The sequence below is a fragment of the Vibrio gelatinilyticus genome (genome assembly GCF_022836845.1).
Lineage (GTDB): Bacteria > Pseudomonadota > Gammaproteobacteria > Enterobacterales > Vibrionaceae > Vibrio > Vibrio gelatinilyticus.
In genome coordinates this window covers 80,010-94,867 of record NZ_JAJNNZ010000001.1, presented here as the reverse complement: position 1 = coordinate 94,867, position 14,858 = coordinate 80,010, and the positions used below count along the sequence as shown (strand labels likewise).

At 46.4% G+C, this 14,858-nt stretch carries 15 protein-coding genes; all 15 read left to right on the top strand.

The annotated features are described in order from the left end of the window. The first annotated feature begins 82 nt into the window (after positions 1-82). The 15 genes from urtA to LNL84_RS00375 all read left to right on the top strand — a co-directional run bounded on the left by urtA (position 83) and on the right by LNL84_RS00375 (position 14,759). Positions 83-1,369 carry an urea ABC transporter substrate-binding protein gene (urtA, locus tag LNL84_RS00445; RefSeq protein WP_244354155.1) on the top strand — a complete coding sequence of 429 codons (1,287 nt, stop codon included), beginning with the start codon at positions 83-85 and terminating at the stop codon, positions 1,367-1,369. 104 nt (positions 1,370-1,473) lie between these two features. After that, positions 1,474-3,099, top strand: coding sequence for an urea ABC transporter permease subunit UrtB (urtB, locus tag LNL84_RS00440; RefSeq protein ID WP_244354152.1), 1,626 nt, complete (start codon positions 1,474-1,476; stop codon positions 3,097-3,099). A gap of 11 nt (positions 3,100-3,110) precedes the next feature. Beyond that, positions 3,111-4,277, top strand: a complete 1,167-nt coding sequence (gene urtC, locus LNL84_RS00435) for an urea ABC transporter permease subunit UrtC (RefSeq protein ID WP_244354150.1) — start codon at positions 3,111-3,113, stop codon at positions 4,275-4,277. Then, on the top strand, positions 4,274-5,125 hold the full coding sequence (gene urtD, locus LNL84_RS00430; RefSeq protein WP_244354147.1) for an urea ABC transporter ATP-binding protein UrtD: 852 nt from the start codon (positions 4,274-4,276) through the stop codon (positions 5,123-5,125). Before urtC ends, urtD begins: the two co-directional genes overlap by 4 nt. Before the next feature lies 1 nt (position 5,126). Continuing rightward, on the top strand, positions 5,127-5,822 hold the full coding sequence (gene urtE, locus LNL84_RS00425) for an urea ABC transporter ATP-binding subunit UrtE (protein ID WP_244354145.1): 696 nt from the start codon (positions 5,127-5,129) through the stop codon (positions 5,820-5,822). Further along, positions 5,819-6,733 carry an urease accessory protein UreD gene (locus tag LNL84_RS00420; protein ID WP_244354143.1) on the top strand — a complete coding sequence of 305 codons (915 nt, stop codon included), beginning with the start codon at positions 5,819-5,821 and terminating at the stop codon, positions 6,731-6,733. The genes urtE and LNL84_RS00420 overlap by 4 nt, the downstream gene beginning before the upstream one ends. Before the next feature lie 34 nt (positions 6,734-6,767). Then, positions 6,768-7,070 carry an urease subunit gamma gene (gene ureA, locus LNL84_RS00415; protein ID WP_244354141.1) on the top strand — a complete coding sequence of 101 codons (303 nt, stop codon included), beginning with the start codon at positions 6,768-6,770 and terminating at the stop codon, positions 7,068-7,070. 8 nt (positions 7,071-7,078) lie between these two features. Continuing rightward, complete coding sequence (locus LNL84_RS00410; RefSeq protein WP_244354139.1) at positions 7,079-7,423, top strand: urease subunit beta; 345 nt, start codon at positions 7,079-7,081, stop codon at positions 7,421-7,423. A gap of 38 nt (positions 7,424-7,461) precedes the next feature. After that, positions 7,462-9,165, top strand: coding sequence for an urease subunit alpha (gene ureC / locus LNL84_RS00405; RefSeq protein ID WP_244354136.1), 1,704 nt, complete (start codon positions 7,462-7,464; stop codon positions 9,163-9,165). A 51-nt stretch (positions 9,166-9,216) separates the two neighbouring features. Further along, positions 9,217-9,669 carry an urease accessory protein UreE gene (gene ureE / locus LNL84_RS00400; protein ID WP_244354134.1) on the top strand — a complete coding sequence of 151 codons (453 nt, stop codon included), beginning with the start codon at positions 9,217-9,219 and terminating at the stop codon, positions 9,667-9,669. Between the two features lie 73 nt (positions 9,670-9,742). After that, positions 9,743-10,312 carry a HupE/UreJ family protein gene (locus LNL84_RS00395; RefSeq protein ID WP_244354132.1) on the top strand — a complete coding sequence of 190 codons (570 nt, stop codon included), beginning with the start codon at positions 9,743-9,745 and terminating at the stop codon, positions 10,310-10,312. 3 nt (positions 10,313-10,315) lie between these two features. Further along, the gene (locus LNL84_RS00390; protein WP_244354130.1) at positions 10,316-11,008 is read left to right on the top strand and encodes an urease accessory protein UreF; all 693 of its coding nucleotides are present in this window, start codon (positions 10,316-10,318) and stop codon (positions 11,006-11,008) included. Between the two features lie 39 nt (positions 11,009-11,047). Further along, positions 11,048-11,668: an urease accessory protein UreG gene (gene ureG, locus LNL84_RS00385; RefSeq protein WP_244354128.1), complete on the top strand. Its 621-nt coding sequence runs from the start codon at positions 11,048-11,050 to the stop codon at positions 11,666-11,668. Positions 11,669-11,917: 249 nt separating this feature from the next. Beyond that, complete coding sequence (locus tag LNL84_RS00380) at positions 11,918-12,889, top strand: DUF3179 domain-containing protein (RefSeq protein WP_244354126.1); 972 nt, start codon at positions 11,918-11,920, stop codon at positions 12,887-12,889. Between the two features lie 277 nt (positions 12,890-13,166). Continuing rightward, complete coding sequence (locus LNL84_RS00375; protein WP_244354124.1) at positions 13,167-14,759, top strand: BCCT family transporter; 1,593 nt, start codon at positions 13,167-13,169, stop codon at positions 14,757-14,759. Positions 14,760-14,858: the final 99 nt, after the last annotated feature.

Below are 14,858 nucleotides of genomic sequence, written 5' to 3'. Positions count from 1 at the left end.
CATTTCGACAAGACACCAAAAACTGGCACTTTTTTTGAAAGAGTTACATCGAATAACTATTCATAATAAGGAGATATCTATCATGAACACTATGTTCAAACTTAAGCTTGCAGCTGTCAGTGCTTCTCTTGCTCTTACCTCTGGTGTCGCGATGGCAGAAGATACGATCAAGGTTGGTGTATTGCATTCGTTATCAGGGACCATGGCGATTAGTGAAACCACACTAAAAGACACGATCTTGATGTTAGTAGAAGAGCAGAATAAAAAAGGTGGATTGTTAGGTAAAAAGTTGGAAGCGGTTGTCGTTGACCCGGCGTCTAACTGGCCGCTGTTTGCTGAAAAAGCGCGAGAGCTGGTAGAGAAGGAAAAGGTAGATGTTGTGTTTGGCGGCTGGACGTCAGTATCTCGCAAATCGATGTTGCCGGTGTTTGAAGAGCTTAACAGTATTCTTTTTTATCCTGTTCAATATGAAGGAGAAGAGTCCTCGAAAAACGTATTTTATACCGGAGCTGCGCCAAACCAACAGGCTGTTCCTGCGGTTGACTATCTCATGAATGAACTGGAAGTTGAACGTTGGGTACTCGCGGGTACTGACTATGTATACCCACGTACGACGAACAAAATTCTCGAGGCGTATCTAAAAGACAAAGGCGTGAGTGAGAAAGATATTTTGATCAACTACACGCCATTCGGTCACTCTGACTGGCAGTCCATCGTTTCGGATATCAAGAAGTTTGGTTCTGAAGGTAAGAAAACGGCGGTTGTATCGACCATTAATGGGGATGCAAACGTACCTTTCTACAAAGAGCTTGGTGCACAAGGCGTCTCCTCAGAAGACATACCTGTGGTTGCGTTCTCTGTGGGTGAAGAAGAACTCTCAGGTATGGATACGTCCCCACTGGTGGGACATCTGGCGGCATGGAACTACTTCATGAGCGTTGATACCGAAAGCAATGATGAGTTTGTTGAAACATGGCAGAAGTTTATTGCGAGTGAAAAACGTGTCACCAACGATCCAATGGAAGCACATTACATTGGCTTTAATATGTGGACTCAGGCAGTCATTAATGCCGGCACCACAGATGCTGAAAAAGTACAAGACGCACTAATCGGCGTGTCAGTACCGAACCTTTCTGGCGGCTACTCCACCATGTTGCCAAACCATCACATTACGAAACCCGTTCTGATTGGCGAGATCCAAGATGATGGTCAATTTGATGTCGTATGGGAAACCACGGGTTTAGTGGCAGGCGATGCTTGGTCAAATTACCTCCCGGAGTCTGCGAAGCTTTACTCAAGTTGGTCTAAGCCATTTTCTTGCGGTGCGTTCAACGTAGAAACCGGCAAGTGTGCAGGTAGCGCAGACTAACACCGTTATTATTTTGGTGCTTCTACATTGAGCTGTAGAAGCACCTTTTCGTTTCTGTCCTACCACTACATGGACTTTGGACAGAACAAAAAAGGACGCATTTCATGAAAACCATAACTCATTTATTGAAAGTGGTGGTGTTCCTTATTTTGAGTACTCAAGTCGCATTGGCCAGCATTAGTGACAGAGAGTCTTTCTCTCAAGCGCTCATAGGAAAAAACAACCCTCAGAAAGAAGTCGCGATAACATGGATCGTAGAGAACGAGTCCAATGACGTTGCTAAATCGGTACTTACTGCATGGCTACATGGTGACTTGTTCTATTTTAACGATCGAAAAAGTGAACACTATCAACATTTATACATATCAGCTGACATCAAATCCCAGCCACAAGCCGACAGCGCATGGGGCGACGCTACACTTGCGGTAGAAAAGTCACGCCAATTTAAAAAAGTGAAAGTGAACAACAAACTACGCGGCTTGATTCGTCTGGAAATTGCGGCACTAGGGTTAGAGCATAGCGACCCTAGCGTTAGATTGAGTGCAGTGAACGCGTTGCTAGGGCAAACCGATGAAGCGGTAATGGCGAGATTAAGTAAACGATTGGACGCTGAGAAGGACGGTGACGTTTCTCATCTCCTCCTGCTTGCGGTATCGATCGATGATGCGTTGACAGGGGCGGCGAAAGAACAAAGAATTTCCGCGATAGAGACACTTTCGCTCTACAAGCAATCGGTCGTGCTCCAAACGCTCAATAGAGTGTTGAAATCAGAAGAAGATCCAGCAGTGAGCGCAGCGGCAGAGCAAGCACTCAAGCGCTATCAACAAAGCCAGCAGATATACTCCGGTGTGGAGACGGTCTTTTTTGGCTTAAGTTTAGGGTCCGTGTTGGTTCTGGCGGGTATTGGCCTTGCCATCACCTTTGGGGTGATGGGGGTTATTAATATGGCGCACGGTGAACTGATTATGATCGGTGCTTATACCACCTACGTCATGCAACAGCTGATGCCGAATCAGATTGGTTTCGCATTGATACTGTCCATTCCTGTTGCATTTATGGTCTCTGGACTGGTGGGGATCGCAATTGAACGAAGCGTCATTCGTCACCTTTATGGTCGCCCCCTAGAGACCCTTCTTGCGACTTTTGGTATTAGTCTAATTCTGCAGCAAGCGGTACGGTCGATTTTCTCTCCATTGAATCGTTCGGTCAGTACGCCCGAGTGGATGTCGGGAGCGCTGCACATTAACCCTATGTTATCGCTCACCTACAATCGCCTCTACATCATTTTGTTTTGCATCATGGTATTTATCGCGCTTGTCACCGTGCTAAAGAAAACCCCACTGGGCTTACAAGTGCGAGCCGTCTCCCAAAATCGCGGTATGGCTAGAGCGATGGGTATTCGTTCTGAACGTGTTGATGCGCTGACATTTGGTTTAGGTTCTGGTGTAGCTGGAGTGGCGGGTGTAGCCCTATCTCAGCTGACCAATGTTGGACCTAACATGGGTCAGGCTTACATTATCGATTCGTTCATGGTGGTGGTTTTCGGTGGTGTTGGCAACCTTTGGGGCACATTGGTCGCAGGGCTTTCTCTTGGTCTATTCAATAAGATCCTTGAGCCATGGGCTGGCGCTGTGCTGGCGAAAATTATGGTTCTGGTATTCATTATTTTGTTCATTCAAAAACGTCCTCGCGGATTATTTCCCCAACGCGGACGAGCAGCAGAAGGTTAAGGACAACTATTATGCTAACAAAATCTTTTGTGCTGTCGGCTATGCGTGGAGACAAAGGCGGTCAGTTAACGGTATTCGCTGTACTAGCGACCGTCATTTTGGTGCCACTGGCTAACATTATGTTACCAGCGGGTCATCCTTTTCATGTTGAAACCTTTACCATCGCACTAATGGGTAAGTACCTAAGCTACGCAATGCTGGCGTTAGCCGTAGACCTCGTATGGGGATATTTAGGTATTTTGAGCCTTGGGCATGGCGCTTTCTTCGCCCTTGGTGGTTACGCGATGGGCATGTATCTCATGCGTCAAATTGGCGACCGAGGGGTGTATGGCAATCCGATCTTACCTGACTTTATGGTGTTCCTTGATTGGCAAGCATTACCTTGGTTTTGGCAGGGCTTTGACCAATTCTGGTTTGCGTGTTTGATGGTGGTACTGGCACCGGGCTTGTTGGCTTACGTGTTTGGATACTTGGCATTTCGCTCGCGGGTTTCTGGTGTGTATTTGTCTATTATGACCCAAGCACTCACTTACGCCTTGATGCTGGCCTTTTTCCGCAATGAGATGGGCTTTGGCGGCAACAATGGACTGACTGATTTTAAAGACATTCTTGGCTACAGCTTGCAACAAGATAGCACCAAAATAGCATTGTTTATGGTTACGGGCATTGCGCTCATTCTGAGTTATGTCGTGTGTAGAAGTGTCATTAGCAGTCGTTTGGGGCGCGTTTCAATGGCCATTCGTGACACTGAATCGCGTACTCGCTTTATGGGGTATGACGTCGACGGGATCAAACTGTGGATCTTTGTATTGTCTGCGGTCATTGCGGGTATTGCCGGGGCATTGTATGTCCCCCAAGTTGGCATTATCAATCCAGGAGAGTTCGCACCGCTCAACTCCATTGAAATAGTGGTTTGGGTTGCGCTTGGCGGTCGGGCGACCTTGTTCGGTGCCATTGTCGGTGCGTTGGTGATCAACTATGCCAAGAGTTGGTTTACGGTTGAGTTTCCTGAAGTTTGGTTATTTGCCTTAGGCGGCCTGTTTGTACTGTCAACCATGTATTTTCCCAAAGGCATTATCGGCTTCATTTCGGACAAGGTTCAACTGATAAAAAAGAAAGGCTCCACTGAAGATACGACACCACCATCGGGCAAAGCAGCCAAGGAGGCGACCGCATGACAACATTAAATCGAGCGAAGCAAGTCAAAAGTACGGTTCAAGAGTTCGGTCGTCGAGATGAGGTGTTTTCCTTTCTTAAGCCAGACCATCATCCATTGATTGATACTCGTCACAATATTGTTTTGTATGTCGAAGGCGTTAACAAGAGTTTCGACGGCTTTCAAGCAATTAACGATCTTAACCTTTACATCAAAGAAGGGGAATTGCGTTGCATTATCGGCCCCAACGGTGCCGGCAAAACCACGATGATGGACATTATCACAGGCAAAACTACGCCTGATACGGGAAAAGTATGGCTTGGCTCTAATATCAATCTTCTCAACATGAATGAGTCAGAAATTGCGAACGCTGGTGTCGGGCGTAAATTTCAGAAACCGACGGTCATTGAATGTCTATCGGTATGGCAAAACCTTGAATTGGCCATGTCGGGTGTTAGAAGTGTATGGGGGACGTATACCGCCAGGCTTTCGGGCGAGCAAAAAGACAAGTTGGAGTCGGTATTGGAACTCATTCATCTTAAAAACCATGCGGCACGTCATGCCGGAAACCTGTCCCATGGTCAGAAACAATGGTTAGAAATTGGCATGTTACTGATGCAAAACCCCAAGCTATTACTGGTGGACGAGCCAGTAGCCGGGATGACTCACCAAGAAATGGACCGAACCTCCGAGCTTCTTAACTCATTAGCTGGAAAGCATTCAGTGGTGGTGGTGGAGCATGATATGGATTTTGTTCGCTCTATCGCCAGTCATGTCACCGTGTTGCACCAAGGTCATGTACTGGCAGAGGGCACCATGGATCAAGTTCAGGCCCATCCAGAAGTCAAACAGGTTTACCTAGGGGAATAACATGCTGCAAATCCAATCATTAAATCAATTCTATGGTGAGAGCCATACCCTATGGGATCTGGATATGTCTATTCCAGAGGGCAAATGCACCGTATTGATGGGGCGCAATGGCGTCGGAAAAACGACATTATTGCAATGCATCATGGGCTTAGTGAAAGTGAAAAGTGGCGACATTCAATTGAATGGTGAGTCACTGCTCAAACACGATGCTGAATCCCGACCGCGCATGGGTATCGGTTATGTGCCGCAAGGTCGTCAAATTTTCCCAATGTTGACGGTTCAGGAAAACCTCGAAGTTGGATTGCCGATCCGCGCTAAGGGAGACAGGACCATCCCAGCGTTTATCTTCGATCTATTTCCCGTGCTTAAAGAGATGTTGCATCGCCGCGGTGGCGATCTATCGGGAGGGCAACAGCAGCAGTTAGCTATTGGTCGAGCGCTAGTCGTTAACCCCAAGTTACTGATTTTGGATGAACCAACCGAAGGGATCCAACCCAATATCGTTCAAGAGATTGGTGACATTATCCGTATGCTCAACGAAGAATTGGGCCTCACTGTATTGTTGGTTGAGCAAAAGCTGCCCTTTGCACGAAAAGTGGGGGATCAGTTTTGTATTCTTGATCGAGGCAGGCAAGTCGCAGAGGGAACAATGACGGATCTCAATGAGCAATTGATAAAGGAATATTTAACGGTATGAGTAGTGCTGAAACAATACCAATGTCATGTTCACTGACAGGTACAGAGGCGACATTAGGTCGGGTAATCGACACACATACGGAGTTTGGTTGGAAAGCGGTCTTAGATCTTACCTTCATTGACCGTGGTGATAAAACAGTACTGAAACACCGTTCTCAACAAGGACCACTCGCGATACAGCGTCCCCTATATCCAGAAGGAAACCCTTGTCATAGTTACCTACTGCATCCGCCAGGCGGGGTGGTGGGCGGGGATACCTTGCAGATAAAAGTTCAAGCGCAACAGGGTGCTAAAGCGTTGATTACCACACCAGGAGCGACCAAGTTTTATCGTTCGGAGTCTAAGTACGCCAAACAGCAACAAACTTTGCATGTCAGCAAGGATTCTCGACTGGAATGGTTACCGCAAGAGAACATTTTTTTTCCTGATGCTCATGTTCGTATGGACACGCAAGTGTTCCTCGAAACGGGTGCACAATTTTTGGGCTGGGAGATGCACTGTTTTGGTCGGCCTGCACTAAATGAGGGATACAGCGCTGGTCATTTAATCGGAAAAACAGAAATTTACCTCGATAATAAGTTGCTCCTTACCGAGGGGTTAAATGTACTAGGCGATGATAAGGTTTTGAAAGATAAGGGTTTGCTGGGGTATCAAATGATGGGGACGGTTTATATTTCCATTGACGACGATGATTTCTATCAGTTGGTACAGAGCTTGCTCATTAACATACAACAAGAATACAAAGAAGGTGCGCTGCTCATTGCGGCGAGTCAGTTGGAAAACTTATTGGTTATTAGAGCATTAGGGAACTGGAGTGAAGTGATCTTGGATTGCTTTCAAAAAGTTTGGCAATTGACGCGTGAGCACTGGACTGAAGAATGCCCAGAACCACCAAGAATTTGGGCGACGTAAGCGTATTCAACACTGATGACAATAAGGCATATAAATGGAATTAACTCCTAGAGAAAAGGATAAGTTACTGATCTTTTGCGCGGGAATGTTGGCAAAACAACGCAAAGATAAGGGGTTGAAACTTAATTACCCGGAGTCAGTCGCGTTTATTTCTAGCGCTATCTTAGAAGGGGCTCGCGAAGGCAAAACGGTTTCTGAGCTGATGGATTTTGGTCGGACGTTACTCACCACTGAAGATGTCATGGAGGGCGTTGCGTCTATGATTCCTGATGTTCAAGTTGAAGCTACCTTTCCCGATGGGACCAAGCTTGTCACTGTTCACGAACCCATAGTCTAGGAGGGAGTATGACCACTTCAAAAACCAATTATAAGGGATTTGTTCCCGGGCAGATTGAGACTGCTAAGGGTGATATCGAGCTCAATGTTGGGCGTGAAACTCTCAAGATAAAGGTCGAAAACTTAGGTGATCGTCCAGTGCAAATTGGCTCCCATTACCATTTCTTTGAAGTCAACGAAGCGCTCAGTTTTGAGCGCGAATTAGCGCGTGGCTATCGACTTAATATTGCTGCTGGAACGGCAACACGCTTTGAACCAGGTCAGTCTCGCACAGTAGAGCTGGTGGCTTTTGCGGGTAAACGCGAAGTTTATGGCTTTCAAGGAAAAGTCATGGGCAAGGTGCAACAAGCTTGACACTAGTTCAACACGGAAGATAACAACAAGGAAGAACAATGGCGAGTATATCAAGGCAAGCATACGCTGAGATGTTTGGCCCTACTGTAGGGGACCGAGTGCGTTTAGCGGACACTGAATTATGGCTAGAAGTTGAGAAAGACCTCACGGTCTATGGAGACGAAGTAAAGTTTGGTGGCGGTAAGGTGATTCGTGATGGCATGGGTCAAAGTCAAAGGCCAAGTCGTGAAACGCCAGATCTTGTGATCACCAACGCATTAATTCTTGATTACTGGGGCATCATCAAAGCAGACGTTGCCGTCAAAAATGGTCGTATCCAAGCGATTGGTAAGGCGGGCAATCCCGATATCCAACCGGGCGTTGATATCATTGTGGGTCCGGGTACGGAAGTGCTGGCGGGTGAAGGCTCAATACTGACTGCGGGTGGTATTGACTCTCACATCCACTTTATTTGTCCTCAACAAATCGAAGAAGCCTTAGCATCCGGTGTCACAACCATGATTGGTGGTGGTACTGGGCCCAATACCGGCACCAACGCCACAACTTGTACGCCGGGTCCGTGGAATATGCATCGCATGCTTGAGTCTCTTGACCAGTTTCCAATGAATTTCGGTTTGCTTGGCAAGGGCAATGCAAGTCAACCTGAAGCGCTTCGCGAGCAGGTGACAGCGGGTGCTGTTGGTCTTAAATTGCATGAAGACTGGGGAACGACGCCTGCCTCAATCGATACCTGCTTGACCGTTGCTGATGAGATGGATGTGCAGGTCGCCATTCATACCGATACGCTCAATGAATCTGGATTTGTTGAGTCGACATTGGGCGCGATTGGTGACCGCGTCATTCATACCTATCACACAGAAGGCGCCGGTGGTGGCCATGCGCCCGATATCATTAAAGCGGCAGGCGAGTCAAACGTACTGCCTTCTTCAACCAATCCCACGAGACCGTATACCGTTAACACCGTAGACGAGCATTTAGATATGCTCATGGTGTGTCACCACTTGTCACCATCGATCGCGGAAGACGTTGCCTTTGCTGAATCTCGCATTCGACGTGAAACCATTGCGGCGGAAGATATTTTGCATGACCTTGGCGCATTTTCGATGATCGCGTCAGACTCGCAAGCGATGGGACGAGTGGGGGAAGTCATCACTCGCACGTGGCAAACCGCCCATAAGATGAAAGTTCAGCGTGGCAGTCTGAAACAAGATTCTAGCTATAGCGATAACTTTCGCCTAAAACGATACATCGCTAAGTACACCATAAACCCCGCGATTACCCATGGCATGGCGCATGAAATTGGTTCAATTGAAGTAGGGAAACTGGCGGATTTAGTACTTTGGAAACCGGCATTTTTCGGTGTCAAACCTAGCGTCATTTTGAAAGGTGGCATGATTGCCATGGCACCAATGGGTGACCCGAATGCGTCGATCCCAACCCCGCAACCGGTTCATTATCGCTCTATGTTTGGTAGCTATGGTAAGGCGTCTCAAAACACCTCAATGCTGTTTGTTTCTCAGGCTGCGCAAGATGCGGGCATTGCTTCTGAGTTAGGGCTAGGGAGCTTGATTGGTGTTGCTAAACATTGCCGAACCATTAGCAAGGCCGACATGAAGTTAAATGATTGGCAACCCAATATTGAAGTCGACTCGCAAACGTATCAGGTGCGAGCAGATGGCGAGTTATTGGTGTGTGAACCGGCGGAAGTGCTGCCTATGGCTCAGCGCTACTTTCTATTTTAACCACCTTTACCCTAGCACGTCTTTGAATTTTGAGTGATTGAGGACAACACATTGATAGAATTGACAGAAATATCAGAACAACTTACGACGAAGCCTCATGCATTTTTGAGCTTGCCGATTGATAGTCGCATTAAAAGCCGCCTAAAAGTCATCCTTGATGATGGGCGTGACGCAGGACTCTTCTTGCCGCGAGGGCATATTTTGCGAGGTGGTGAGCAGTTAAAAAGCCGATGTGGCTTGGTGATTGAAGTGAAAGCTGCACCGGAGAAAGTGTCGTCCATATATTGCAGTGACTTACATTTACTGACTCGTGTCGCCTACCATCTTGGTAATCGTCATGTGCCATTGCAAGTCGAGTTTGGTTGGGTTCGTTACCAGCACGATCACGTACTGGATGAAATGGTTGAGGGCCTAGGAGCGAAAGTAACGGTAGAGCTCGAGCCCTTTGAACCTGAAGGTGGTGCCTATGGAGGGAAAAGTGGTGGGGGTCATCACCACCACTAAATACAGAACTTAATTGGTATGACACGCAACTTACAATAGTAAACACAATAAAGAACAAGAAAAGGACATTTCAATGAAATCAACGTTCGTCAAAATTAGCGTAGCCGCTCTTTCTCTTTCTCCTGCAGTGGCGTTGGCCCACCCAGGACATGATTCAACTGCGTTCACAAGTGGTCTGCTTCATCCTGTTACTGGTATTGACCATCTTATTATGTTGGTCGCTTTTGGCTTACTTGTTGGCTGCTTAACGGCCACCAAGAAACAAAAACTAGGCTTATTGGCGAGCGCGTTAATCACTCTTATGGCTGGCTTATTGGCGGGTAAAGTCTTTGGCTTAGTGTCGGGTGTTGAATTGGCGATTGTTGCGTCCTTGTTTATGGTGAGTTTAGCTATCTGGCAAGTATTTAGTGTGTCACAGCGTATGGTGAAGTTGGCCGTCGGTTTGTGTATCGGAATGATGTTTTTCCACGGGTATGCGCACGGTGTTGAGGCGCAAGGAACGCTAGGTCAATTCTCTTTAGGTATGGCATTAGGAGCGAGTGCATTAATGGCAATGGGCACTCAATTGGGACAAGGGCTAGCGTCGCGTTGGTTATCGGTTGGTGTTGCAACCGCGAGTTCACTGTTTTTAATGGCTGCTTAGTTTATGACAGTTAATGCTGCTATTGATAATGATGTGTCGAGCTATCGACTGTTTCAACTCATTAGCCCATCTCTTCCTATTGGCGGGTTTACTTACTCGCAGGGTTTGGAATGGGCGGTAGAGGCCACTTGGGTTACTGACAGAACATCGATGGAACAATGGCTGAGCAATATGTTGTTTAGCAGCGTTGCCACGCTTGAGCTGCCGATTATCGATAGGCTTTATGTCGCCGTTAAAGCAAAGGATACGGCTCAGATCCACTACCTTTCACAAATGCTTCATAGCAGCCGAGAGACGAAAGAGCTTAGAGCAGAGGAAAAACAGCGCGGGTTGGCACTCAATACGTTACTTAATCGGCTTGAAATTGAAGCCGATGGGGTTGAATTAACTGACTATCCCGCTAATCAACTTCTTGGGTTTTGCGTGGCTGCAGTGCATTGGAATATCGATCTAATGGCATTGAAAAAAGGCTACCTGTGGAGCTGGGCGGAGAACTTAGTGATGGCTGGCGTTAAGTTGGTGCCTCTTGGTCAGACTGATGGTCAGATTGCATTGATCAATCTATCCGATCAATTCACGAAAGCTTTACGGATTGCCGAGCAAACAGAAGATTGGATGATTGGCAGTTTTACGCCTTCTGTGTCCATTGCCAGTAGTCTACATGAAACACAATATACCCGGCTTTTTCGTTCTTAATGAAAAACAGCGAAACAAGATGATGAAATAGGAAATACTATGGAAAGTTACAAACAACCGTTACGAATTGGCATTGGTGGTCCAGTAGGATCAGGTAAAACCGCGTTGTTAGAAGTCTTGTGTAAAGCAATTCGCGACAAGCTCAATATCGCGGTCGTCACCAATGATATTTATACTCAAGAGGATGCGAAGATCCTTACCCGGGCAGAAGCACTTGAGCCAGATAGAATCATTGGCGTAGAAACGGGAGGCTGTCCTCATACCGCTATTCGTGAAGATGCTTCAATGAACCTTGCTGCTGTAGAAGAGCTCGCGAAGCGGCATAAAAACCTTGATGTCGTCTTTGTAGAAAGTGGCGGTGATAATCTAAGTGCCACTTTCAGCCCAGAATTAGCAGATTTAACTATTTATGTCATTGATGTGGCAGAGGGTGAAAAAATCCCTCGTAAAGGCGGTCCTGGTATTACTCGCTCGGATCTACTCGTCATCAATAAGATCGACCTCGCACCTTATGTGGGAGCGTCACTAGAAGTGATGGAACAAGATACTCAAAGAATGCGTCCAACCAAACCGTATGTGTTTACTAACCTGAAAGAGAGTCATGGACTCGATGTTATTATCGACTTCATTTTGACTCAAGGTATGCTCGAGTTTCATTAATCACCAATCAATGGGTTCTGTCCGTTCTTTTCATCAAGCGGGCAGTGCTCTCTTCTATGTTCGCCCTGCCGCGCTAGATACTCCACCCTTTACACACATTTGGTCATTTAAAACTGCTGGCAAGCTTCACAGTGTCAGCATCGAGGTTACATCGACTATACAGGAAGAGCCTCAAAAATAGAGGTTGAAAGCAATAGGCTAGTGACTCGGTCTTTTAGGGGAGTGAGGTTGTGATTGTGGAGGCATCAAATGTCGCATTGCTATCGAATGGGATTGCTACTAGCTGTATTTATATGGCCATGTATTGTGGTCGGCAAAACGCTTAATGGCTTTGATCTTAGTAATATTCAGGTTCCCGTTTATCTTGTACAAAAAGGGGGGCCTCCTCGTGATGGCATCCCTTCACTCGACACGCCCAAGTTTCTCTCTTCAAGCGAAGCTCATTATTTAAAGCCTGATGATATTGTTCTTGGTATTGAAATCAATGGTGAGGCGAAAGCTTATCCCTTGCGTATTCTCAATTGGCATGAAATTGTCAATGACCAGATTCAGAATATGCCGTTTGTGGTCAGTTACTGCCCACTTTGTGGCAGTGGGATGGCATTTAAGACTGCCATGCTAGCTAGCCAGAGTAAGCATTTAGATCGAAAGGTACTGACTTTTGGCGTTTCTGGTCTACTGTATAATTCTGATGTATTGATGTACGACAGGGAAACAGAATCCTTGTGGTCTCAGATCCATGGGCGTGCCGTTGCTGGCAAATTGGTAGGAACAAAGTTGCAACAACTGCCGTTAACTTTAGCGCATTGGTCAAGTTGGATAGAGCGTTACCCTCAGAGCTTGGTGCTTTCGACTGATACAGGGTATCGCCGAGACTATAGCCGTGACCCATACGCCGGTTATTCCAAGAACACAGCGATCTATTTCCCTGTCGCAAGCAATGCACCCAAGCAGTATCACTCCAAAGAGATGGTGTTAGGTTTCAAGGGTGAATCTTCGGTTGTGGCATTCCCTTTCGCTGAACTGAGCAAAAATGGTCAGCAAACGTTTGAGTACGGCTTTGAAGAACAGCTCTACACCATCCATTGGGACCGTGAAAATCAATCGGCCTGGGTTACGGATGACAGTGGAAAGATACTGCCATCGACTCTGCTATTTTGGTTTGCCTGGTATGCGTTCTATCCAAACACGGAGGTGTTTAAAGCTCAAGTCTCACAATAGTGTCTGGTATGCCTTTCTCTAAGCCGAAAGTTAGCTTCTAAAAACGTTGGTTAGAGCATCGATTAATGGCCGGCAACTTTAGAGGTCGCATCATTCATCTGGTCGATAGTTTAATGCTTTCAGCGTTTATCAATTAAAGAACATTGGATATAAAGGTGTGCTGTTGACTTAAGTGTGTTAGCATCGCCGGCTTTTATGACCAACCTCACACTTTTTATGAGAGCGGTGAAGGCCATACACATTGCTTGCTCGTTAAGCAAAATATAGTGAACAACAGATGTCAAAATTCAAACCTGCCGCTGAAGCACTTCCAAACTCAGGGGTATGTTATTCGACGACAAACACTTCTGAATACTTCCAAAAAATAGCCAGTAAACTTGAAATGCGCAATCCAGTATTTTGGTTAAGCGGCTCTTTTTTAGTCTTGTTCGTGTTACTTGCGCTTAGTAACCCGCCGTTACTTTCCTCATTGGTGAATAGCGGATTTCAACAAGCAACTAAGTACTTTGGTGCATTTTGGCAAGTCTTTCTATTAGCCAACTTTCTCATTGGTTTGGCTTTGGCCTTTGGAAGAACCGGTGATGTCAGGTTAGGTCGGTTAGCATCACCGGAGATTGAAAACTTCAAATGGATGTCGATAATCTTGTGCACGCTACTTGCTGGGGGCGGAGTGTTTTGGGCAGCGGCTGAACCCATTGCACATTTTGTCTCTTCTCCGCCTATGTACGGTGATACTGACATTAAAACGAAGGCTGTAAACGCACTTTCTCAGTCATTCATGCATTGGGGATTTTTGGCTTGGGCCATTCTAGGTTGTTTATCAACGATTGTTCTCATGCATCTTCATTATGACAAAGGTTTACCACTCAAACCACGCACCTTACTCTATCCTGTGTTTGGCAAGAGGGTTATAGAAGGCTGGCTGGGTAGCGTGGTTGATGCTCTTAGTATCATTGCTGTTGCAGCGGGTACGATTGGCCCTATTGGCTTTTTAGGGCTGCAAATCAGCTACGCATTGGACTCGCTGTTTTCAATTCCTGATACTTTTGTTACTCAGGCGGTAGTTGTTTTGGTTGCAGTGGCCTTTTACACATTGTCGGCACTAAGCGGCGTAAATAAAGGCATCCAGCTTGTCAGTCGTTACAACATTATCTTGTCGGTAGCGCTAATCTTATTCATCCTTGTGGCTGGCCCGACAGAGTTTATTGTCAATGGTTACCTTCAAGGTGTCGGTACCATGGTGGACAACTTTGTTCCGATGGCGCTTTATCGCGGTGATACTCAATGGTTAGGCTGGTGGACGGTGTTCTTTTGGGGATGGTTTATTGGCTATGGTCCAATGATGGCGATTTTTATTGCTCGCATCTCTCGCGGACGAACTATTCGTCAGCTTATCTTGTCGATAAGTGTTGCAGCCCCACTGATTACCTGTTTTTGGTTTAGTATTGTGGGCGGCTCGGGACTTGCGTTTGAACTGGCTAACCCTGGAGTGATCAAAGCAGGATTTGAAGGATTTAATATGCCGGGCGCACTGTTAGCGATAACCCAGCAGCTGCCATTTCCGATGCTCATTTCGGTGTTATTTCTAGTGTTGACGACCACGTTTATTGTGACCACTGGAGATTCTATGACTTATACCATCACTATGGTAATGACCGGAGACACAGAGCCAAATGCAGCGATTCGGGCATTTTGGGGAATTGTCATGGGTGCTGTCGCGATAGTACTTATTTCGATGGGGGATGGTGGAATTGCATCATTACAATCGTTTATCGTGATTACTGCTGTTCCCGCATCCTTGATCCTTGCGCCTTGTTTGTGGTTCGCCCCCAAAATCGCTAAACAGATGAAGATACAACAAGGTTTATAACTGATTACCAATGAATATACAGAAGAGCCCCACTTAAAAAAGTGGGGCTCTTCATTAATAGTAAGAACAGAGTTTTGCTGTCTTTATTAATAATGACAA